The following is a 20,650-nucleotide window of genomic DNA, read 5'->3' as shown; positions in this document are numbered from 1 at the left end:
CATAGTGAATATAATTGTACTACAACATATTAAAATCGAGGATCCGGGCTACATTAAAGATTTAATGCTATCTGATGGATTTAATTTAACCACGATAGAGTTAGACGAAGGTGAAAAAATACCAGAGGATCTTAGTAATTTTGATGGAATGTTTTGTATGGGAGGACCAATGGATACCTATATGGAAAAAGAATATCCATGGTTAATTGAAGAAAAGAAAAAAATTAAAGAATTTGTTGTAGATTTGAAAAAACCTTATTTAGGTTTTTGTTTGGGTTGCCAACTATTAGGAGAGGTAGTGGGTGGTAAAATTGTGAAATCAAATCCTGCAGAAATTGGTATTATGGATATTGATTTTTCGAAAGAAAAAGAAAACGATAATTTGTTTTCACAATTTCCTAATAAAATAAAAAGTTTACAATGGCATTCTTATGAGGTCCAAGGAATTGAAAAAAACAATAATATAACTTTATTGGCTTCCTCACCGATTACTAAATATCAAATATTTAAATATCAAAACCACGCTTACGGAATTCAATTTCATATAGAAATAAAAGATACAACAGTCAATGAATGGGGATGCGTTCCTGAATACAAGAAAGCTTTAGAGGATCAGCTTGGGAGCGATGCTTTAGAAAAGTTTAATCAATCAGCAAAAGATAACATGAATGACATGAATAATTATTCTACAATTCTTTATAATAATTTTAAAAAACTTTTATGAATAATAAAATCTTTGAATGGGCAGGGGTTATTACAGCAATATTATATTCTTTATTTGTGGCTTTAAACATAGGAATAGAATTTTTTGGTTTTTGTTTATTACTTTTGTCAGCTATCTTAATTGGAATTTGGGCTTACAGAGGTGGACATAAAGGAATTCTCTTACTGCAATTTTTTTATGCTATCGCTGGAATTATAGGTATGGTTCGATGGTTTTAACTTAAGGTTGAAACAATTTTGGGAATATAATTTTTAAAATTAAAAAAACCTTTATTACAATATTGCCAAGCTAACTGATCAAAGCTTCTGTATAAAAAACTCACATTTAAATCGTTTGAATTTAAGTAGTCTAAATTTTCACCAACTGTTGGATACAAACCATAACAATTTTCAATGTTTGTCACTTCACTTATATCAATTAACTGAAAATCAAAAGATTGATTTTTTAATCTTTGTCCTTGGTCTTCTATTAACTGAGATTTAAATTTCACTAATTTTTCACTGAGTTTAATAGATCTATTTTCATTTTTGTTAGAAACTAAGTAAATTTTCTTAAAGTTTTTTTCTTTAAAGTCAGTGATTTCAAATGAGAGATTATTATCAAAAATTAAAAGATTTTTTTCTTCAATATTTTGTGGGTTAGTAAAATCTTGTTTTATTATTTGATAAGATTTTTCTGAAATTTTCGGAGGAGCGTTTTCATTCAATTTTATGTTTTGGAATCTATTGTTCGTGAATTTTTTAATATTCCATTCACTAGCAAGATAGTGTTTGCCTTGAGTTTGAACACCTGCAACCCATCGCCATCCTAGAGTATTTGATGCAGCGTCTCCATCATAAAGATGTTTCATGAAAAATTCTGCACCTAATTGCCAAGGTAATTCTAAAGTAAAAATCCAAATACTGGCAAACCACATTCTTGTGTGATTATGCAAATAATTGTTTTCTTTTAGCTCGTTAACCCACTCATTGAAGCATTCAATATCTGTTTTTCCCTCAATTGCTGAGAGATAATTTTTATTATTTTGAAGTTCATTTTTAATTTGATTTAATTCAATAAGATAATCTGCCCAAACATTTGGTCTTAGCTCTAGCCAACCTTTCCAATAAGTTTTCCATAAAACTTCTTGAATAAATTTTTCATTTTTTGAAAAAGAAAATTTGCTTAGAGCTTTCTGGACGACCTCTTTTTCGTTAATAATTCCATGTGTTATGTATGGAGATAAGCAAGATATGTTATTTCTTTTTTCAGGACCAAAATCAAAATTTCTTAATTTAGAGTATTCTGCAAGACCGTTATCGATAAAATTATTTAATTGATTTAAGGCCTTAGCCCTTGAAGGTTCAAACATCATCTTAAATTATTTTGATTTTTTTTTCTTGAGACCTAATTTATCACTATGTCTCAATCTTAAGACAACAATTGCTCCAGCAATTAATAAAATTGCGACAGCTTCATAAACAAGTGCAGTAGGATCCATTTCTTTTCCTTGTAAAATAATAAATCTTGCAAGAGCAGTAATCGCAATAAGCAGTGGAAGGGTAATACTAATTGATTGTTGGTTCCAAAAAACTCTAACCATCGCCAGGACCTCTAAATAAAGAAACATTAATAGTAGATCAGCTAATGTTACAGATTGATTTAAGAACATCTTTTTCATTTCAATTCCAACTGCAATTACTGTACTGATTAAGATAATAACCATCAAAGCTAGTTGTAAGTTTTTTGCTATCTTATCCATTATTTGTCTTTACTAAATGGAAGCCATTTTTCGAAAACTGATTTTGACGGCCCATCATATGGAATTGAATAAGAACTTGGATTAGGACTAGTTAATACCTCAATACCTTTTGAAAAAACAAATATAAATACTATTACAAAGACAATCACCATAATTTTAAAAGGATCAAAATTTTTAGTTTGAAATACACTGCTAGATCTTTCCTCTGCTTTATGAAATTGTTTAAAAGTCATATATACAGCAAAAATTAATCCTACATGCGCCACATAAAGACCTGCCCAACCAAATGCAAATGTTGTGTATGAAAACACATATAAACTAAAAACTGTTGTCCAAATAAAACTTAAAACTAAAAGAATTTGAAGCCTAACTGTTTTGGGTAGTGCTCTCAGATCATTTTTACTATCATCAAACAAAATGTTTGCAGCATCTTTCATCCAGTTTTTTAATGAGTCCATGCACTTAACATATAGTTTTAAAAAGTTATAACAAAGGAAAAATTGACTTAATTTTAGTTTAAGTTTGAAATTATTGCATTTTCCAAGTGAGTTATACTTTGAGCACCTGATATAAAATCATTTCCTATTTCATAAAAAGGAACACCACTTATATTCTTTTTTTTAGCAATTAATATTTTTGAATTTACAGCCTCAATATTTTTATCATTAATAAAATTTTTAAAGATCTCTTCAGAAATATTATGTTGCTTTGCAATATTGGTTAAAACATTAATATCTCCTATATCCAGACCATCAATAAAATATGATTGATAAATTTTTTCTTTTATCTGGTTTTGTATATTGAACTTTTTACTCAAAATTATTAGCAAATGAGATAGAACTGTGTTGGGAGTTTTTTTTATTTTTTCTAAATTAAAAGTCATTCCAGATTCTTTTGCTTTTAATTTCATATTTTCATACATGGGATCTGCAAATTTTTTCCCACCAAATTTTATTTGAAGATATTTATCTCTAGAAATACCTTCATTTGGCATATCTGGGTTTAATTGAAATGGTATATGTTTAATTTCAAACTTTACATTGGGAAACTTTTTAATCGCTGTATTTAAATTTTTATGACCTATGTAACACCATCCACAAATAGTGTCTGCGAATATATTTATTTCCATTTATTTATGAACGAAGTTTTTTCTTATGAAAATTAATAAATCTTTCAACATTAGATTTGTTAAATGTTTTATTTTCTTCAAAGGAAACTTTTTTCATAGAGTAGGCTGAACTGTTTGTAATTCGAGACTCGATTATTACATTTCCTTTAAAAAGTTTAAGTTTTACTGAGCCATTAACTTTGTTTCTTTTCAGATCAACAATTTTTTGAAGTTTAAATCTTTCTTTTGAATACCAATAACCATTATAAATAAGTTCAGCATATCTTGGCATAATCTGATCTTTTTTATGCATTGTTTCTTTATCTAATGTTACGGATTCAATTGCTCTATGTGCATGAATTAATAAAGTTCCACCTGGTGTTTCGTACACACCTCGAGACTTTATTCCAATAAATCTATTTTCAACTAAATCCACTCTTCCTATCCCATTTTTTCCAGCAACATTGTTAAGCTTTTCTAATAGTTTAGAAGGAGACATTTTTTTTCCATTAATTGCAAAGGGATCACCATTTTTAAAATTGATTGTAATAAATGAAGGCTTACTTGGAGCTTTCTCAGGAGAAACTGTTCTTTGGTAAATAAATTCTGGTGCAGAATTTTTTGGATTCTCTAATACTTTCCCCTCAGTTGATGTATGAAATAAATTATCATCTATTGAAAAAGGTGGGGCACCTTTTTTATCTTTTGGTATTGGTATCCCGTGTTTTTTTGCATAGTCAATTAAATCAGTTCTTGATTTTAATTTCCAAATTCTCCATGGAGCAATAATTTTTATTTTTGGTCCAAAGTAATGATAGCCCAATTCAAATCTTACTTGGTCGTTTCCTTTTCCTGTAGCACCATGTGATACTGCATTAGCTTTAAATTTTTTAGCAACTCTTATTTGGTCTTTGGCAATCAGTGGTCTGGCAATAGAAGTCCCTAAAAGATACACACCTTCATAAATTGCATGTCCTCTAATCATTGGATAAACGTAATCTTTTACAAAAGTATCTTTTAAATCTTGAATAATGATATTTTTTACACCAAATTTTTTTGCGTTATTAAAAATTTTTTTTCTATCGATTTCTTGACCAACATCAGCGGTGTAACAAATTACTTCAGCGTTATAATTTTCTTGAAGCCATTTTAAAATTATGGATGTATCTAAACCGCCTGAGTAGGCAAGTACAATTTTATTTTTCGGTTTCATTTAATTATGTACAAGCTTTTTTTGATGCGTTGTAAGCTTTTGTAAATCCAAGCAAAGAATAATGATCAATTGTTTGAGATCCATTTTGATTGTACCCAGTAATCATTATTCTTGATCCCTTCTTCATTCTACTAATCATTTTTACTTCGATTTTGTTATCAGCAATCCATGCAAATCCCTGTTGTATTATATCAAACTTAAATTTGTTCTTTCCAGATGCAGCAATTACAGAATTCTTGTTATTAAATTCATATCCAGGAGTAACACTTACTTCATTTAAAATACTTTCTTCTGGTCTAAAAGTTACAAATAATTTAGCATCTCTTTTGTTTGATTTTGGTGCTTGAAGCACAGGTACTGATTGTGCAAAACATACTTTGCCATCAGGTTCATAAGCTACCATTGCCTCCCAATCTTTATATTTACCAATTTTTTTTACTTCCTGAGCAAATAGATGGTTTGAATTTAAGATAAATAGGGCTGATAAAATTATTATTTTTTTAATTAAGGACATGGGTTTGGATAAATTGTTTGAACTTGATTGATTTCTTCAATGACATCATTAGATAAATTTACATTTACACTTTCTATATCTGATTTCAACTGCTCCATTGTGGTTGCACCTATAATAACACTTGTCATAAATTCTTGGATTTCACAAAATTTAATAGACATTTGTGTCATATTTAAATTGTGTTTCTCGCAGATTTTAAAGTAAAGTTCTACAGCAGCCTCTGTGTTTGGTTTTTTATATCTTGTCCAAAAATCGAAGTCTCTTTCCATTCTTGAGCCTTTAGGAAAATTCTTATTTCTATACTTTCCTGTTAAGTATCCACTCGCCAGAGGTGAGTATGCAAGGCATCCAATTTTTTCTCTAATTGAAATTTCAGACAATCCAATTTCATAGACTCTATTTAATAAATTATAGGGATTTTGAATAGACATCATTCTTGGTAAATTTTTATCTTTTGATAGCTGCAAATAATTTAATGCTCCCCAAGGAGTTTCGTTTGAAAGACCAACGTATCTTATTTTCCCAGCTTTAATATATTTATCTAATTCCCCAAGAACATCTTCAAATTGATTCCAATCATTTTCTTTATGAACATAACCAAGTCTTCCAAAATTATTTACATTTCTTTCTGGCCAATGCAGTTGATATAAATCAATATAATCTGTTTTAAGTCTCTTGAGACTATTGTTTAAAGCCGTTTCCAAGTTTGGACCTGTAAAACTATTTTCTCCATTTCTTATATAATTTCTTGCTGGACCAGCAACTTTTGTAGCTAAAATAACTTTTTTTCTTTTTTTTGTTTTTTCAAACCAATTACCAATTATTTCTTCAGTGTCCCCATAAGTTTCTTTACGAGGAGGAACTGCATACAATTCAGCTGTGTCCCAAAAATTTACTCCATTGCTTAAAGCAAAGTCCATTTGTTCAAAGGCTTCATCTTGAGTATTTTGTTCTCCCCAAGTCATTGTACCGAGACAAATTGTGCTCACGTCAAGATCGGTATTTCCCAATTTTTTGTAATTCATTAATGTTTTATGTTAACTTTTTATTAATCTTTAAAGGTGTCTTGAATAATCATTAAAAGACTATTATATGTAACATATTATGGAATTTGATAAAAACGGAATATTAAACAGAGCAAAAGCAGCGCAACAAACTGCAGCTGTAATGGATGAAGGCTTAAGAGCCTACATGCTAAAAGTTTACAACTACATGGCAACAGGAGTGTTGTTAACAGGGATCATCGCATTAATAACATTTAAGATGTCAGTCGTAACTGATCAATCAGGTGCAATTGTTGGATTAACACAAATGGGTAATGCAATTTATTTATCAGGACTTAAATGGTTGGTGATGTTAGCTCCTTTAGGAATCGTTTTTTACATGAGTTTTGGAATTAATAAAATGAGTGCTTCAAAAGCTCAAACAACATTTTGGGTGTTTGCAGCTTTAATGGGTCTTTCATTGTCTTCAATCTTATTAGTTTACACTGGTTTGAGTGTTACTAGAGTATTTTTCATAACTTCAGCAACTTTTGGAGCAATGAGTATTTATGGTTATACAACAAAAAGAGATTTAACTAAGTTTGGATCATTTTTAATGATGGGATTGATTGGTATAATTATTGCATCAATAGTTAATATTTTCCTAAAGTCTTCAATGATGTACTTTGTAATTTCAATTTTAGGTGTTTTAATTTTCGTAGGCTTAACAGCTTATGATACTCAAAAAATTAAAAACATGTATGTTGCAAGTGACTCTGGTGAAATCGTAGGAAAAAAAGCAGTAATGGGTGCTTTAACATTATACCTAGACTTTATTAATCTGTTTATAATGTTGTTAAGACTTTTTGGTCAAAGACGATAATTTATTTTTGAAGTTTCTTCCAATTAGTATTTTTAAGTAAAGACTTAAGTTCATAAGAATTTTTTAAAATCTTACCACTTGTATCTGTGATTAAGTATTTTAAATTTTTATTTTTTGGCTTAAAATTTTTACAGATTTTATAGAGTGCATTTTCTGCTGCATTCCTAAATACACTAAAGCTAACTTGTTTGCTTGAAATGTTGAGACCATAATCTTTCCAAGAGCCTTCTGAAACCATCTTAGCATAAAGATCTAAAATAATTTTTAGCTCATCTTTTTCAAAAAATTGTTTTTCCTCTATTTTATTATGTGGATTGTTTACTACTAATCTTAAGTTATTACGCATCTATTTTATGTTTATTTATCAAAGGTACCTGAAATCCAGTAAACACTATTGTTATTGGAAGCATTCCCCATACTTTAAAATTGACCCAAAATTCTTCAGTTTGTGTTCTCCAAACAAATTCATTTAATAATGCAAGACCAAAGAAAAAAAACATCCATCTTCGATTTAAAATTTCCCATCCGATATCTGACAAAGGTATTGATTTACCCATAACTTTTTTAAGCACTGGTTCTTTCGTAAAGTATTTTCCAAAATATAAAGCCAAAGAAAACATGATATTTATTATTGTTGGTTTTACATAAATAAATACTGGATCATTAAAGTAGATAGTGAGACCTCCAAAAAAAGTTATTAAAATTCCACTTAACAAAGGCATCGGTGGTATTTTTTTTTCAAAAAACCAAACAACTGCTAATGCAATGATAGTTGCAACTATTAAGGGAGGAATTGCTACTGATAAATTTTTTCCACTGTTATAATAATAGAAAAAAAATATTGCTAAAGGTCCAAAATCAGTAACAAATTTTAAAAAAGATTTATTCACTAAAAACATATTAACATATTTGCCACATCACAAAACATTAATATTTTTTACATTGATTTTTATTTTTAAATACCCATACTAACTATTATGGCAATCCAAAAAGCTAAATTCTCAATTGGAGATATTGTTAAACACAAGCACTTCGAATTTAGAGGTGTTATTTATGATGTAGACTTCGAGTTTAACAATTCTGAGGAATGGTATCAGTCAATTCCAAAAAATGTTAGACCAAGAAAAGATCAGCCTTTTTATCATCTACTTGCCGAAAATGATGAAATTACTTATGAAGCCTATGTTTCAGAACAAAATCTTTTGATAGACGACTCAGACGAGCCTATAAAACATCCGTTAATTGAGGAAATTTTTTCAGGCAAAAAAGGCTCAAGTTATTTCAAGCTTTCTAATTAGCTATCATTTTTCAAACACATTTATTTCCAATCTAAGCCACACTAATTTTTTATAAAATGGTCATATTCTGATCAAGAGTGTTAAAAGTTAATCTTTATTATCTCCCCTCTTCATTCTTGATCAGATAATTTTTCACAATAGTATTTTTAAAATAAATCTTTAAATTATAAATATGTTTAAACTTTTAGAGCCAAATAAAATTTTTCAAATTACTTCGAAAGCACCAAAATATGTTTTATTTTTATTCGTTATTGTTCTATCTGTTGGATTAGTTGAAGCACTTATATTGTCTCCAGAAGATTATAAACAGAGTGATGCTGTTAGAATTATGTATGTTCATGTTCCTGCTGCATGGATTTCTCTTGGAATTTTTTCTTCGATAACTGTTTTATCAATTTCAGGATTTATTTTTAAAAACAAAAATTTTTTTTTAATATCCAAAAGTTTAGCACCTTCAGGTTTTGTTTTTAACATTATTGCTTTGGTAACTGGTTCTATTTGGGGGAAGCCTACTTGGGGTACATGGTGGGCCTGGGATGCTAGGATTACTTCGATGTTAATTTTAGCTCTATTTTATGCTTTATACTTAATCTCTTGGAGAATTTATGAAAATGAAGAAAAAGTTTTTAAAATCTCAACTTTTATTACCATTCTTGGAATTATAAATGTGCCAATAATTAAGTACTCCGTTGATTGGTGGAATACACTTCACCAACCTGCTTCAATAAATATTTTGTCTAAAAGCTCAATTCATTCATCAATGCTTTATCCATTATTGATAATGACTGCGGCATTTGCTCTATTTTCGTTGTTAATTTTCTTAATGAAATATAATACAGAACTGATAAAAATTAAAAATAAAGGTTTAGATAGATTATGATTAAAGAATTATTATTTATGAATGGATATGCAGTATACGTGTTATCTGCATTTAGTTTTACTTTATTAAGTTTCCTAAGTTTATATTTAGTAACAAAGGTTCAATTTATTAAAGAACAAAATAAATTTGTTGCTAAGTTTGGATCACTTAACGCTGAACAAGCTAATTCTGCAAAATCACAAAGAATAAATAAAGAAATTTTAGCTGACGCAACAAACAACTAATTTTTGATCGATGTATGGTCGAAAAGTTAAGTTAAGATTTCTGTTTGTTTCGACTATTTTATTAATTTTAATATTAACTGTTTTTTTAGTTTTAAAATCCTTAGAGGAAAACGTTGTTTATTTTCAATCTCCTTCAGAGATTAAGTCATTAACTGAGCTGACAAATAATAAAATCAGAGTAGGTGGAATGGTTAAAAAAAATTCTATTAGTATGAATTCTAACGAAGTGAATTTTATCATTACAGATTTTAAAAATGAGATTAATGTTACCTATTCAGGGGCAGTCCCAAATTTATTTGAGGAAGGAAAGGGAGTTGTAGCTGAAGGTGTTTTGAAAGACAGAAATTTCTTTTCAGCAACAAAAATTTTAGCAAAGCATGATGAAAATTATATGCCTCCAGAGGTTAAAGCTGCATTGGAGGAAAATTAATTGATTTATAGTGTTGTTGGATACTATGCATTAATTTTAGGATTAATTAGTGGTTTAATTTTGATTTACTTTTCAGTTCAAAATTTTAGAAATTCAGAAATTTTAGATACTAAAATATTATCGTTATCATTTTTACAATTATTGTTTGTTGTTATTAGTTTTTTTGGTTTAGTTTTATCTTTTGTAGTTTCAGATTTTAGTAATGAAACTGTATTTAATAATTCTCATACTACTAAACCTTTATTTTACAAGATTACGGGAACTTGGGGAAATCATGAAGGTAGTTTGTTATTGTGGTTGTTGGTTTTAACATTATTCATTTTTATTTTTTTACTAAGAACAAATAATCAATCTATAAAATACAAAACTCTAACAACAATATTTCAGCAGATAATAATTATCGGTTTTTTTATATTTTTATTAAAAACTTCTAATCCATTTAATTACTTATTCCCAATTCCTGAGCAAGGTTTAGGTTTAAATCCAATATTGCAAGATCCTGCATTAGCAATTCATCCACCTATTTTATATTTAGGCTATGTTGGTTCATCAATAATATTTTCCTCTGCATTAGCAGCAACAACTTTAAAAATGGTTTCAGGAAGCTGGGCAACTCATATAAAAAAATGGACTTTAGTTTCATGGATTTTTTTGACCTTAGGAATTTTACTAGGTTCTATTTGGGCTTATTATGAACTAGGATGGGGAGGATTTTGGTTTTGGGATCCAGTTGAAAATGTATCTCTTATGCCTTGGTTAGCATTAACCACATTACTACATTGTATATTAGTTTTAGAGAAAAAATCGATTTTAACATCTTGGGTTATAATTTTATCTATAGCTACATTTACACTTAGTATGTGTGGAACTTTCTTAGTTAGATCAGGTATCCTTAATTCAGTTCATACTTTCGCTAACGACCCTGAAAGAGGTCTATTCATATTAATATTTTTATTTGTTCTAATTTTTATTTCTTTATTTATTTTTTTCTTTTTTCATAAAGAGGATCAAAAGAATTCAATAAATCTTTTTTGGTTAAGTAAAGAAAGTGCAATTATATTGAATAATTGGTTCATGATGTATTTTTTATCTGTAGTTTTAATCGGTACAGTGTATCCAATTTTTTTAGACGTAATTTCTTCAGAAAAAATATCAGTCGGTCCACCGTTCTATCATAAACTAATTATCCCTTTCTTAATTCCATTTTTAATCGCTATGGCGATTGGACCTCAATTGAAATGGATTAAATCTAACTTAGAGAGTAAAAAAATTCTTATATTTTTATTATTTATATCGATTTTAATATCTTATTTAATTGTTAAGAATTTTGATAAAAATTTCCTTGTAAACACTATTTTAATCTCAAGTGCATTTTATTTATTTTTTATTACTGTAAGGGATTTTTTTACAATAAAATTTAAAAACATATCTCAAAATATTGCTCACTTTGGATTTAGCTTATTAATCTTAGGTATTTTATTTAATAATTTACTTTCTAGTGAAGTAATAACTAATCTTAAAATTGGTGAAAGTTATGAAAACTCAAAAATTAAAATTACACTTGAGGACGTAAACCAGAGAAGTGAAAAAAACTTTAACTCAGTAGTAGCAAATTTTAAAATAATTTCTCCAGATGGAAAAATTAATAAAATGTCTCCAGAGTTAAGAATTTATAATCAGCCAAATATAGTAACCAGTGAAGCTGATATTAAAACTTCTTTAATGAAAGATAAATTTATTGTCATAAACTTGGTGCAAAATCAGGAATATTTTAATGTTAGATATCAAGACAAACCTTTTATGCTTTGGATATGGGTATCAGTATTATTATTAAGTATGGGTGGAATATTAAGTTTTTTTAGAAAGAAAATATGAAAGATAAATTAATACCTTCAATCATAATAATTAGTTTTATAATTATTTTTTTAATATTTTATAAAGGTTTGCAGGAAACTAACATCTACACTCCTAAGTCTGAAATAAAAAAAGATGTACCAATTTTTTCTAGTATTAATTTTAACACTAAAGAAAATGTTAATTCATCAGAAATATTTAATTCAAATAAATTTTATTTATTAAACATATGGGCCTCTTGGTGTGTTCCCTGTAGACAAGAACATTCTTATTTAATGAGATTAAGTGAAAACAATAAAATAACTTTAATTGGATTAAATTATAAAGATAATTTTAATAATGCTCAAAATTTTCTAATAAAATTGGGAAATCCATACGAAACAATATTATTAGATGAAGATGGTACAATTTCAATAGAGTGGGGGGCATATGGTGTGCCAGAAACTTTTTTAATTCATAAAAATAAAATAGTTGCAAAATATATTGGGCCATTAAATGAACAATTAGTCAAAGAAATTAACTTGATTATAAAATGAGAATTTTAAAAATTATTTTAGTTATTTTATTATTAATTCCAAAAATATCATTTGCTAGTGATCAGCTTGAAAGAAATAAGATTACGAAAAATTTAAGATGTTTAATTTGTCAGGGTCAATCTGTGTACGATTCAGATTCTGACTTCGCAAATAGTATGAAAATTTTAGTTGATAAAAAACTTGAGGAAGGATTATCTGAAAACCAAATTTATGATTTTTTTAAAGAAAAATACGGAGAATGGATTTTGTATGATCCTAGTTTAAATAAAAATACTTATATACTTTGGTTATTGCCAATATTGATATTTTTACTTGGAGGTGCAATAATCCTCAAAAAACTAAAATTTAAAAATTAACCCATAATGCAATTAAAAAAAATTCTGATTTTATTTTTATTTTTAACATTTACGATTTCATTAAATGCGGAAGAAATTAAATCGAATGATTTAAATACAGAATTTAATGTTTACACAGGAATGTTTGATTTTAGTGATGATGGCAAAAAATCAACTTTGTTAGGTTTTCAGCATCAAAATGAAAATTTAAATAGAGATACTTTTTTAGGAAATTTGTCACCAATAACTGGCGCTCTTCTTACAGCAGATAGCGCAGCCTACGTTTACACAGGAGTAGAGGCACAATATAAAATAGGATCTTTAAATTTTAATCCAAGTTTTGCCCCTGGACTGTATCATGAGGGAGATGGAAAAGATCTTGGCCATGTTTTAGAATTTAAAACTGAATTACAAATCTCTTTAGACATGTCTGAAAATAGTCAATTTGGCTTTTCATATAATCATTTGTCCAATGCGAGTTTAGGAAGCAAAAACCCTGGGGCAAATAGCTATATGTTTAATTTCTTTAAAAACTTTTAGTAAATTTTTTATGAACTTAAGTGATTGTTATAATTTTGACGATTTTAGAAAATTAGCCAAGAAGAAACTTCCAGCGCCTATTTTTCATTATATTGATGGTGGTGCGGATGATGAAATAACTTTAAACAGAAATACAGATTCATTTAATGACTGTGATTTAGTTCCTAATATTTTGAATAGTGTTGGTGAACCTGATTTATCCACAACAGTTTTTGGGAGAAAAATTGATATGCCTTTATTTTTATCTCCTACAGCAATGCAAAGCTTGTATGATCCAGAGGGCGATAAAGCTTCCGCTAGAGCAGCAGAGAAATTTAATACAATTTATAGTATGTCTACAATGGCATCATTTTCTATTGAAGAAGTTGCAAATATTTCTAGTGGTCCAAAACTATTTCAACTTTACATTCATAAAGATAAATCAATTACAGATGATTTAATTGAAAGATGTAGTAGAGCAAATTTTGATGGTATGTGCATCACTGTTGATACTTTAGTTGCTGGTAATAGAGAAAGAGATCATAGAACGGGTTTTACTACCCCACCTAAATTTACATTAGATAGTTTATTAAGTTTTGCTATGAGACCTGGTTGGGTTTTTAAATATTTTACTAATAAAAAATTTGAATTAGCAAACATTAAAAACAAAACTGACAAAGGAACAAACATAGCTAAATCAGTAATGGATTATATAAATGAGCAATATGATCCAGCAATGAATTGGAAAGATGCAGAATACTGTATTAAAAAATGGAATAAACCAATGGCACTAAAAGGTGTGATGTCTGTTGAAGATGCAAAGAGAGCAATTGATATAGGTTGTACAGCAATAATGATATCTAATCATGGCGGAAGACAATTGGATGGATCTAGGTCACCCTTTGATCAAGTTAAAGCAATTTCAGATGCTGTAGGAGATAAATTAGAAATAATTCTAGATGGTGGCGTAAGAAGAGGAACACATGTTCTAAAAGCTCTTGCCGCTGGTGCAACTGCTTGTAGTTTTGGAAAAGCTTTTCTTTTTAGTTTAGGTGCCGGAGGACAAAAAGGCGTTGAAAGATTACTAGAGAACATGCAAAAAGAAATTAGAAGAAATATGATTTTGATGGGTTGTAAATCCGTAAAAGATCTTGATGCATCAAAAATAATCTACAGAAATTAAGATAAATTAAGGAAATTTAAATTTTATCTTAATAGACAATCAATTTAATTTATGTATATTTTCCAACTTTATTATGAAACTTGCAGCGTCACTTGATAGACTTGGAACAGAAAGTGCTTTCTCAGTTTTAGCTGAAGCTAAAAAATTAGAGGCACAAGGAAACCCAATGATACATCTTGGGTTAGGTCAGCCAGATTTTAAAACACCCAAACATGTAGTTGAAGCTGCAAAAAAAGCTTTAGACGATGGTCACCATGGTTATGTTCTTTCAAACGGAATTTTAGAGTGCAGACAGGCGGTTACTAGATGGATCAAGAAAAGATATAACACTGAAGTAGATCCTGAAAGAATTATCATAATGCCAGGTGGTAAACCTACAATGCATTATGCAATACAATGTTTTGGTGAGCCTGGAGCTGAAATTATTCATCCAACACCAGCTTTTCCTATTTATGAGTCTATGATCAATTATACAGGCTCTACTGCTGTACCTTATGATTTAACAGAAGATAAAGATTTAAAATTTAGTGCAGATAAAATTTTATCATTAATAACTGAAAAAACTAGATTGTTAATTTTAATAAATCCTAATAATCCAACTGGAAGTTTTGTTGAGAAATCTGAAATTGATAAATTAGCAGAGGGTTTAAAAAAACATCCTCACGTAACTATTTTGAGTGATGAAATTTACAGTAGACAAATATTTGATAATAAAGAAATGCCAACATTCTTTAACTATCCTGAGTTAAGAGAAAGACTAATTGTTTTAGAAGGATGGAGTAAAGCTTACTCAATGACAGGTTGGAGATTAGGTTGGAGTTTTTGGCCTGAAAATTTAATTGAACATATTAATAAATTACTAATCAATAGTGTATCTTGTGTAAATGCTGCAGCTCAATTTGCAGGAATAGCAGCACTTGATGGACCAGACGACTCAATTGATTTGATGATGGAAAAATTCACACAAAGAAGAAAATTAATTCATGAAGGACTGAATAGTCTACCCGGAGTAGAATGTAGTTTACCAGGAGGAGCATTTTATGCATTTCCAAAAGTTATAGGGACTGGAATGGATGGTTCAGAGTTTTGTAAAAGAGCTATGCATGAAGCGGGCGTTGCTATTGTCCCAGGCACAGCATTTGGAAAAACATGCAAAGATTACGTAAGATTTAGCTTTGCTGCATCTCAGGATAACATTTCTAACGCATTGGAAAATATCAAAAAAATGCTAGGTTAAGCTATGTCTGAAATAGCTTTGCCAAAAATTGATAGGTCTATTGTATCTAATAAATCTCAAATAGTAAAAAAACTATCAAGTTTAACTAACCCAGAAAATGTTTTAAGCGAAGCTGATGAATTGAGACCTTATGAAACTGATGCTCTTTCAGTTTATACCCAAACGCCTTTAGCTGTGGTCTTGCCTGAAAACACTAAAGAAGTTAGCGAAATTCTTAAATATTGCAATGAAGAAAATATCAAAGTAGTTCCAAGAGGAGCTGGTACAGGTTTATCTGGTGGAGCATTACCTTTGCAAGATGCCATCCTTTTAGGTTTAGGAAAATTTAATAAAATTTTAGAAATTGATTATGAGAATAAATGTGTGATCACTCAACCTGGTGTTACTAATTTAGGAATTACTCATGCTGTAGAACATAAGGGTTTTTATTATGCTCCAGATCCATCTAGTCAATTAGCATGCTCAATAGGTGGTAATGTGGCTGAAAATTCAGGAGGTGTTCATTCTTTAAAATATGGAACCACTACAAACAATATTTTAGGTGTAGAAATGGTAATGATGGATGGAACCATTTGTAAAATTGGAGGAAAATCTTTTGATCAAGAAGGATATGACCTCATGGGATTAATTTGTGGTTCAGAAGGATTATTAGGCGTTGTTACTGAAGTAACTGTTAAGATTCTGAAAAAACCAGAAGTTGTTAAAGCAGCTTTAATTGGTTTTCCATCAATTAAAGAAGGAGGAGATGCAGCGTCTGAAATAATTTCAAGCGGAATAGTTCCTGCTGGAATGGAAATTATGGACAAAGCTCTTATTGAAGCAACAGATAATTTTAGCAAAGCTGGTTATCCAAGAGATGCCGAATTATTATTAATTGTTGAACTTGATGGAACAGAGTCAGAAGTAAATGAGTTGATTAAAAAAGTTGAGATAATTTGTAAAAAAAATAATTGTTCAAGTTTAAAATTAAGCAAAAATGAAAAAGAAAGACTATCTTTTTGGGCTGGAAGAAAAGCTGCTTTTCCAGCATGTGGTGCGATGGCCCCAGATTATTACTGTATGGATGGCTCAATACCTAGAGGTAAACTTGCAGAAGCTTTACTTGAAATAAAAAAACTTTCAGAAAAATATAATTTACCAGTGGCAAATTGCTTTCATGCGGGTGATGGAAATTTACATCCACTAATTATGTTTGATGGAAATGATAAAGAGCAGTTAAGAAAAACTGAAGAGTTTGGATCAGAAATATTAAAAACTTGCGTAAGACTTGGAGGAGTAATCACAGGAGAGCATGGAGTTGGTATTGAAAAAAGAGAACTTATGTGTGAGATGTTTAATGATAATGATATTCAACAACAGTTAGATATTAAAAAATCATTAGACGAAAAAAATTTGTTAAATCCTGGAAAAGTATATCCTATTCTCAGAAAGTGCGCGGAGGAAGGAAGGGTTCATGTCCATAAAAGCAAAGATAAATTCCCAGATCTTCCAAGATTCTAATAATATCTATTATCCAAAAAATGAGAGTGAAGTTTCAGAATTAATTAGAGAACTTTACAAAAAAGACTCTCCTACAGAAATAATAGGAAATAATTCTAAAAGCTTCATAGGAAATAAAGCTCAATCAGCAAATACAATGTCACTTTCGAAGCTAACAGGCATAATAGATTACAGACCTGAAGAACTGTATATTAAAGTAAAGGCTTGCACACCAATTGAAGAAGTTGAAAAAATACTTGATGAAAATAATCAGGAATTAGCTTTTGAGCCTATTGATTTTGGTTATATAAAAAATGGTGTATCTAACAAAGGAACAGTTGCAGGTTATTTATCTTGTAATTATGCAGGCTCAAGAAGGTTTAAAGTTGGAAGTGTTAGAGATCATGTGTTGGGTTTTAAAGGAGTAAATGGCAAAGGGGATATTATTAAATCAGGTGGCACAGTAGTTAAAAATGTTACAGGTTATGATTTGTCAAAACTTATAGCTGGATCTTTTGGAACATTAGTAGCTTTAACAGAAATCACTTTAAAGGTTTTACCAAAAAAAGATACTTCAAATACAATCGCAATTTATATTGATAAATTTGAAGAGATTTTTGATTTATTTATTAAATTATCAAGTTCAAGCAGTGAAATATCAGGAGCCGTGTATGTTCCCAATAAATCAAAGGATGATGATTTTTTAAAGAAAAAAAATTCTGTATTTAAATTTAATGATTTAAAATCAAATACTTCTTTTCTAGCTTTTAGAGTAGAGGGAGATAAAATTTCAATTAAGGAAAAAATTAAAAATTTAAGTAAAGAGCTTGAACTTAATAAATTTGAAATTTCTACTTTAGATGTTTATCAATCAGAACCATTTTGGAAAAAAATTAATAATTTAGAAATTTTTGAGAATACCAAAAATAATTTAATCAGAATGGTTATTCCTCCAGCAAAAGGATCAAATTTAATAAAATTTTTAGACAATAAATATAAATATTTTGTAGATTGGTGTGGATCATTATTTTGGATAGAAGTTGATGAACAAAAAGAAGAAAAAATAAAAGAGCTAAAAAAAATAGCTCTGGAGTCAGGTGGTTATTTAACTGTAATAAAAACTTCAGCAGATTATGATTATGGAGAATCAATTTTTACAGTCGATGATATACGTTTGATGATTTCAGAAAAAATTAAGAAAAGTTTTGATCCAAAAAGAATTTTAAACCCTGGAAAAATGTATAGAGGAATTTAATGCAGACAAAATTTACTGAACAGCAACTTAAAGATTCTGATAATTTTGCTACAGAAAAAGTATTTAAAAAGTGTGTTCACTGTGGAATGTGTAATGCTACTTGTCCCACACATCAGCTGTTAGGTGATGAATTGGATGGACCAAGAGGTAGAATTTATCTTATTAAAGACATGTTGGAAAATAACAGAAAACCAACTGAAAAAGTTGTTAAGCACATTGATCGTTGTCTTTCATGTTATAGCTGTATGACTACTTGTCCTGCAGGTGTAAATTACATGCACATCATAGATCATGGAAAAAAATATATTGAAAAAAATTATGAAAGATCTTTTTTTGATAAACTAATTAGATATTTTTTATCAATCACTTTACCAAATGTTAAAGTATTTAGACTTTCAAGTTTTTTTGTTAAATTGGCAATGCCATTCAAATTCTTAATGCCTACAAAGATTAAAGACATGATTGAATTAATGCCAACAACTTTTCCAAAAAAAACTTTACCTATTAAAGAGATTTACAAAGTTTCAGACAAGAAAAGAATAGCAAGAGTTGCTTTATTAACTGGATGTGTACAAAAAGAAATTTCACCTCAAATAAACGAAGCAACAATCAGATTATTAAATAGACATGGGATTGAAGTTGTGGTTCCCAAAAAAATTCGTTGCTGTGGATCTTTAAATCATCATCTAGGAAAAGAAGAGGATGCTCACCAAGATTTTAAAAATAATATAAATACTTGGTATGAGGAGCATCAAAAGGGAAATTTAGACGCAATTTTATCTAATACATCAGGTTGCGGTACTACCATGAAGGATTATGGTTTTATTTTTAGAGATGACAAAGAGTTAAGTAAAAAAGCAAAAGTCATATCAGATCTTACAAGAGATATTTCTGAGTATATTTTTGAAAGTTTAAAACTAAATATAAAATCTAAAGGAAAGAAATATAAAGTTGCTTATCACTCTGCATGTTCAATGCAGCATGGTCAAAAAGTTCATTCACAACCAATTTCATTACTTGAAAAAACTGATAATGAAATAATGGAAATTCCACAAGGGCACATTTGTTGTGGATCAGCAGGAACTTACAATATTTTACAATCAAAAATTGCAAAACAACTATTAGAAAATAAGGTAAATAACATAGAAAGTTTAAATCCTGATTTTATTTCAACAGGAAATATTGGTTGTATTACCCAAATTTCTCATGGTACTAAAGTCCCAATTTTACATACAATTGAAGTTTTAGATTGGTACACAGGCGGTCCCAAACCTGAAATTTTAAAATAGGGGTTTTATGAAAAAAATTTTAATTACTAGAAGACTAATCCGAGAGAGTGAAGATAAAGCATCAAAATTATTTGAAGCTAAATTTAATTCAAATGATGAACTTTATTCACAATCAAAAATTATTGAAATGAGCGAAGGATGCGATGGAATTTTATCATCTTTAACTGAAAAATTAGATGCTGATACAATAAATAAGCTTCCAGATAGTATTAAAATAATTTCAAATTTTGCAGTTGGTTTTGGAAACATTGATTTAGATGCTGCTAAAAAAAGAGGTATTGCTGTCACTAATACCCCAGAAGTTTTATCAGATGCTACAGCTGAGATAGGAATATTACTTATATTAGGAGCTTGTCGAAGAGCGTCTGAGGGAATTGAGTCTGCTCGTGAGGGTGGATGGAAATGGTCCGCAGATTATTTAATTGGAAAACAGTTAACAGGAACAAGATTAGGAATTTTAGGTATGGGTCGTATCGGTCAAAAAATTGCAAATATTGCTAAATCTTTAGGCATGGTTATTCATTATCATAATCGTTCAAAATTAAGTGAAGATAAAGAGCAGGGCGCAATTTATCATGACAGTATAAAAAGTCTTTTTTCAGTTTCAGATGTTTTATCTATCTGTTGCCCAGCTACAAAGGAAACAGAAAATTTAATAAATAAAGAGACAGTTGAGTATTTCCCCAAAGGTGCTGTGATAACAAATGTTGCTCGAGGTGATATAGTTGATGATGAAGCTTTGATTGATGCATTGAATAGAAGAAAAATTTATGCAGCAGGATTAGATGTTTATAAAAATGAACCAAATTTAAATCCTGGTTATTTAAAAATCCCGAGTGTTTTTGTTTTGCCTCATTTAGGAAGCGCCACAAAAGATACTAGAATTGCAATGGGAAATTTAGCGATAGACAATATAGAAGAATTTTTTAGAACTGGTAATTGCGTTAATAAAGTTAACTAAATTT

General features: G+C 29.2%; 26 protein-coding genes. 17 read left to right on the top strand and 9 right to left on the bottom strand.

Going from position 1 to position 20,650, the window contains the following annotated elements:
- Positions 1-4 precede the first annotated feature (4 nt).
- Both ACTTA8_RS06600 and ACTTA8_RS06595 read left to right on the top strand, forming a co-directional pair.
- Complete coding sequence (locus ACTTA8_RS06600; RefSeq protein ID WP_440655028.1) at positions 5-724, top strand: type 1 glutamine amidotransferase; 720 nt, start codon at positions 5-7, stop codon at positions 722-724.
- Positions 721-942 (top strand): hypothetical protein, encoded by a 222-nt coding sequence (locus ACTTA8_RS06595; RefSeq protein ID WP_440655026.1) that lies wholly within the window; start codon positions 721-723, stop codon positions 940-942. Before ACTTA8_RS06600 ends, ACTTA8_RS06595 begins: the two co-directional genes overlap by 4 nt.
- On the opposite strand, the gene ACTTA8_RS06590 is transcribed toward ACTTA8_RS06595, so the two are convergent.
- The 7 genes from ACTTA8_RS06590 to ACTTA8_RS06560 are packed head-to-tail and all read right to left on the bottom strand — an operon-like array spanning position 939 to position 6,325.
- On the bottom strand, positions 939-2,078 hold the full coding sequence (locus tag ACTTA8_RS06590; RefSeq protein WP_440655025.1) for an FAD-binding domain-containing protein: 1,140 nt from the start codon (positions 2,076-2,078) through the stop codon (positions 939-941). The genes ACTTA8_RS06595 and ACTTA8_RS06590 overlap by 4 nt on opposite strands.
- A 6-nt stretch (positions 2,079-2,084) precedes the next feature.
- Positions 2,085-2,465: a phosphate-starvation-inducible PsiE family protein gene (locus ACTTA8_RS06585; protein WP_440655024.1), complete on the bottom strand. Its 381-nt coding sequence runs from the start codon at positions 2,463-2,465 to the stop codon at positions 2,085-2,087.
- Positions 2,465-2,923 (bottom strand): hypothetical protein, encoded by a 459-nt coding sequence (locus tag ACTTA8_RS06580; protein WP_440655023.1) that lies wholly within the window; start codon positions 2,921-2,923, stop codon positions 2,465-2,467. Before ACTTA8_RS06580 ends, ACTTA8_RS06585 begins: the two co-directional genes overlap by 1 nt.
- 53 nt (positions 2,924-2,976) lie before the next feature.
- Positions 2,977-3,594 (bottom strand): DsbA family oxidoreductase, encoded by a 618-nt coding sequence (locus ACTTA8_RS06575; protein ID WP_440655022.1) that lies wholly within the window; start codon positions 3,592-3,594, stop codon positions 2,977-2,979.
- Positions 3,595-3,598: 4 nt separating this feature from the next.
- Complete coding sequence (locus tag ACTTA8_RS06570) at positions 3,599-4,786, bottom strand: argininosuccinate synthase (protein ID WP_440655020.1); 1,188 nt, start codon at positions 4,784-4,786, stop codon at positions 3,599-3,601.
- 4 nt (positions 4,787-4,790) lie between these two features.
- Positions 4,791-5,300 (bottom strand): invasion associated locus B family protein, encoded by a 510-nt coding sequence (locus tag ACTTA8_RS06565; RefSeq protein WP_440655018.1) that lies wholly within the window; start codon positions 5,298-5,300, stop codon positions 4,791-4,793.
- Entirely contained in the window at positions 5,291-6,325 is a 1,035-nt protein-coding gene (locus ACTTA8_RS06560; protein ID WP_440655017.1) for an aldo/keto reductase, read from the bottom strand. Before ACTTA8_RS06560 ends, ACTTA8_RS06565 begins: the two co-directional genes overlap by 10 nt.
- A gap of 79 nt (positions 6,326-6,404) precedes the next feature.
- On the opposite strand from ACTTA8_RS06560, the gene ACTTA8_RS06555 reads away from it, so the two are divergent.
- Entirely contained in the window at positions 6,405-7,166 is a 762-nt protein-coding gene (locus tag ACTTA8_RS06555; RefSeq protein ID WP_262589945.1) for a Bax inhibitor-1/YccA family protein, read from the top strand.
- Between the two features lies 1 nt (position 7,167).
- Here ACTTA8_RS06555 and ACTTA8_RS06550 read toward each other — a convergent pair whose 3' ends face one another.
- Positions 7,168-7,512, bottom strand: coding sequence for a DUF2794 domain-containing protein (locus ACTTA8_RS06550; protein ID WP_440613652.1), 345 nt, complete (start codon positions 7,510-7,512; stop codon positions 7,168-7,170).
- Positions 7,505-8,056: a septation protein A gene (locus tag ACTTA8_RS06545; RefSeq protein ID WP_440655016.1), complete on the bottom strand. Its 552-nt coding sequence runs from the start codon at positions 8,054-8,056 to the stop codon at positions 7,505-7,507. Before ACTTA8_RS06545 ends, ACTTA8_RS06550 begins: the two co-directional genes overlap by 8 nt.
- Positions 8,057-8,143: 87 nt before the next feature.
- On the opposite strand from ACTTA8_RS06545, the gene hspQ reads away from it, so the two are divergent.
- The 14 genes from hspQ (at position 8,144) to ACTTA8_RS06475 (ending at position 20,646) form a co-directional block, all read left to right on the top strand.
- Positions 8,144-8,464: a heat shock protein HspQ gene (gene hspQ, locus ACTTA8_RS06540; RefSeq protein ID WP_440655014.1), complete on the top strand. Its 321-nt coding sequence runs from the start codon at positions 8,144-8,146 to the stop codon at positions 8,462-8,464.
- A 172-nt stretch (positions 8,465-8,636) separates the two neighbouring features.
- A complete protein-coding gene (gene ccmC / locus ACTTA8_RS06535; protein WP_440655013.1) occupies positions 8,637-9,344 on the top strand; it encodes a heme ABC transporter permease CcmC in 708 nt (235 codons plus the stop codon).
- The gene (locus tag ACTTA8_RS06530; protein ID WP_440655011.1) at positions 9,341-9,568 is read left to right on the top strand and encodes a heme exporter protein CcmD; all 228 of its coding nucleotides are present in this window, start codon (positions 9,341-9,343) and stop codon (positions 9,566-9,568) included. The genes ccmC and ACTTA8_RS06530 overlap by 4 nt, the downstream gene beginning before the upstream one ends.
- A gap of 10 nt (positions 9,569-9,578) precedes the next feature.
- Positions 9,579-9,998, top strand: coding sequence for a cytochrome c maturation protein CcmE (ccmE, locus tag ACTTA8_RS06525; RefSeq protein WP_262589939.1), 420 nt, complete (start codon positions 9,579-9,581; stop codon positions 9,996-9,998).
- Positions 9,999-11,873, top strand: coding sequence for a heme lyase CcmF/NrfE family subunit (locus ACTTA8_RS06520; protein ID WP_440655010.1), 1,875 nt, complete (start codon positions 9,999-10,001; stop codon positions 11,871-11,873).
- Positions 11,870-12,388 (top strand): DsbE family thiol:disulfide interchange protein, encoded by a 519-nt coding sequence (locus ACTTA8_RS06515; protein ID WP_440655008.1) that lies wholly within the window; start codon positions 11,870-11,872, stop codon positions 12,386-12,388. Before ACTTA8_RS06520 ends, ACTTA8_RS06515 begins: the two co-directional genes overlap by 4 nt.
- Positions 12,385-12,744 (top strand): cytochrome c-type biogenesis protein, encoded by a 360-nt coding sequence (locus ACTTA8_RS06510; protein WP_440655006.1) that lies wholly within the window; start codon positions 12,385-12,387, stop codon positions 12,742-12,744. The genes ACTTA8_RS06515 and ACTTA8_RS06510 overlap by 4 nt, the downstream gene beginning before the upstream one ends.
- Before the next feature lie 6 nt (positions 12,745-12,750).
- Entirely contained in the window at positions 12,751-13,263 is a 513-nt protein-coding gene (locus ACTTA8_RS06505; protein WP_440655004.1) for an acyloxyacyl hydrolase, read from the top strand.
- A 10-nt stretch (positions 13,264-13,273) separates the two neighbouring features.
- Entirely contained in the window at positions 13,274-14,425 is a 1,152-nt protein-coding gene (locus ACTTA8_RS06500; RefSeq protein WP_440655003.1) for an alpha-hydroxy acid oxidase, read from the top strand.
- Positions 14,426-14,498: 73 nt separating this feature from the next.
- A complete protein-coding gene (locus tag ACTTA8_RS06495) occupies positions 14,499-15,662 on the top strand; it encodes a pyridoxal phosphate-dependent aminotransferase (protein ID WP_440655002.1) in 1,164 nt (387 codons plus the stop codon).
- A 3-nt stretch (positions 15,663-15,665) separates the two neighbouring features.
- Entirely contained in the window at positions 15,666-17,162 is a 1,497-nt protein-coding gene (locus tag ACTTA8_RS06490; RefSeq protein ID WP_440635392.1) for an FAD-linked oxidase C-terminal domain-containing protein, read from the top strand.
- A complete protein-coding gene (locus ACTTA8_RS06485) occupies positions 17,116-18,396 on the top strand; it encodes an FAD-binding protein (RefSeq protein ID WP_440655001.1) in 1,281 nt (426 codons plus the stop codon). Before ACTTA8_RS06490 ends, ACTTA8_RS06485 begins: the two co-directional genes overlap by 47 nt.
- Complete coding sequence (gene glcF, locus ACTTA8_RS06480) at positions 18,396-19,685, top strand: glycolate oxidase subunit GlcF (protein ID WP_440654999.1); 1,290 nt, start codon at positions 18,396-18,398, stop codon at positions 19,683-19,685. The genes ACTTA8_RS06485 and glcF overlap by 1 nt, the downstream gene beginning before the upstream one ends.
- Before the next feature lie 7 nt (positions 19,686-19,692).
- A complete protein-coding gene (locus ACTTA8_RS06475; RefSeq protein ID WP_075505843.1) occupies positions 19,693-20,646 on the top strand; it encodes a 2-hydroxyacid dehydrogenase in 954 nt (317 codons plus the stop codon).
- The last annotated feature ends 4 nt before the right edge of the window (positions 20,647-20,650 follow it).

The organism is Candidatus Pelagibacter sp. HIMB1506 (assembly GCF_052047935.1).
Taxonomy (GTDB): Bacteria; Pseudomonadota; Alphaproteobacteria; order Pelagibacterales; family Pelagibacteraceae; genus Pelagibacter.
This window is presented reverse-complemented; position numbering and strand designations above follow the sequence as displayed.

Bases quoted from the DNA above. Each gene is read 5' to 3' on its own strand.
- ACTTA8_RS06570 (WP_440655020.1), bottom strand. From the start codon at position 4,786: ATGAAACCGAAAAATAAAATTGTACTTGCCTACTCAGGCGGTTTAGAT.
- ACTTA8_RS06590 (WP_440655025.1), bottom strand. From the start codon at position 2,078: ATGATGTTTGAACCTTCAAGGGCTAAGGCCTTAAATCAATTAAATAAT.
- ccmC (WP_440655013.1), top strand. From the start codon at position 8,637: ATGTTTAAACTTTTAGAGCCAAATAAAATTTTTCAAATTACTTCGAAA.
- ACTTA8_RS06515 (WP_440655008.1), top strand. From the start codon at position 11,870: ATGAAAGATAAATTAATACCTTCAATCATAATAATTAGTTTTATAATT.
- ACTTA8_RS06550 (WP_440613652.1), bottom strand. From the start codon at position 7,512: ATGCGTAATAACTTAAGATTAGTAGTAAACAATCCACATAATAAAATA.
- ACTTA8_RS06555 (WP_262589945.1), top strand. From the start codon at position 6,405: ATGGAATTTGATAAAAACGGAATATTAAACAGAGCAAAAGCAGCGCAA.
- hspQ (WP_440655014.1), top strand. From the start codon at position 8,144: ATGGCAATCCAAAAAGCTAAATTCTCAATTGGAGATATTGTTAAACAC.
- ACTTA8_RS06475 (WP_075505843.1), top strand. From the start codon at position 19,693: ATGAAAAAAATTTTAATTACTAGAAGACTAATCCGAGAGAGTGAAGAT.
- ACTTA8_RS06580 (WP_440655023.1), bottom strand. From the start codon at position 2,923: ATGGACTCATTAAAAAACTGGATGAAAGATGCTGCAAACATTTTGTTT.
- ccmE (WP_262589939.1), top strand. From the start codon at position 9,579: ATGTATGGTCGAAAAGTTAAGTTAAGATTTCTGTTTGTTTCGACTATT.
- glcF (WP_440654999.1), top strand. From the start codon at position 18,396: ATGCAGACAAAATTTACTGAACAGCAACTTAAAGATTCTGATAATTTT.
- ACTTA8_RS06485 (WP_440655001.1), top strand. From the start codon at position 17,116: ATGTCCATAAAAGCAAAGATAAATTCCCAGATCTTCCAAGATTCTAAT.
- ACTTA8_RS06595 (WP_440655026.1), top strand. From the start codon at position 721: ATGAATAATAAAATCTTTGAATGGGCAGGGGTTATTACAGCAATATTA.
- ACTTA8_RS06505 (WP_440655004.1), top strand. From the start codon at position 12,751: ATGCAATTAAAAAAAATTCTGATTTTATTTTTATTTTTAACATTTACG.
- ACTTA8_RS06585 (WP_440655024.1), bottom strand. From the start codon at position 2,465: ATGGATAAGATAGCAAAAAACTTACAACTAGCTTTGATGGTTATTATC.
- ACTTA8_RS06565 (WP_440655018.1), bottom strand. From the start codon at position 5,300: ATGTCCTTAATTAAAAAAATAATAATTTTATCAGCCCTATTTATCTTA.
- ACTTA8_RS06560 (WP_440655017.1), bottom strand. From the start codon at position 6,325: ATGAATTACAAAAAATTGGGAAATACCGATCTTGACGTGAGCACAATT.
- ACTTA8_RS06510 (WP_440655006.1), top strand. From the start codon at position 12,385: ATGAGAATTTTAAAAATTATTTTAGTTATTTTATTATTAATTCCAAAA.
- ACTTA8_RS06500 (WP_440655003.1), top strand. From the start codon at position 13,274: ATGAACTTAAGTGATTGTTATAATTTTGACGATTTTAGAAAATTAGCC.
- ACTTA8_RS06575 (WP_440655022.1), bottom strand. From the start codon at position 3,594: ATGGAAATAAATATATTCGCAGACACTATTTGTGGATGGTGTTACATA.
- ACTTA8_RS06495 (WP_440655002.1), top strand. From the start codon at position 14,499: ATGAAACTTGCAGCGTCACTTGATAGACTTGGAACAGAAAGTGCTTTC.
- ACTTA8_RS06490 (WP_440635392.1), top strand. From the start codon at position 15,666: ATGTCTGAAATAGCTTTGCCAAAAATTGATAGGTCTATTGTATCTAAT.
- ACTTA8_RS06530 (WP_440655011.1), top strand. From the start codon at position 9,341: ATGATTAAAGAATTATTATTTATGAATGGATATGCAGTATACGTGTTA.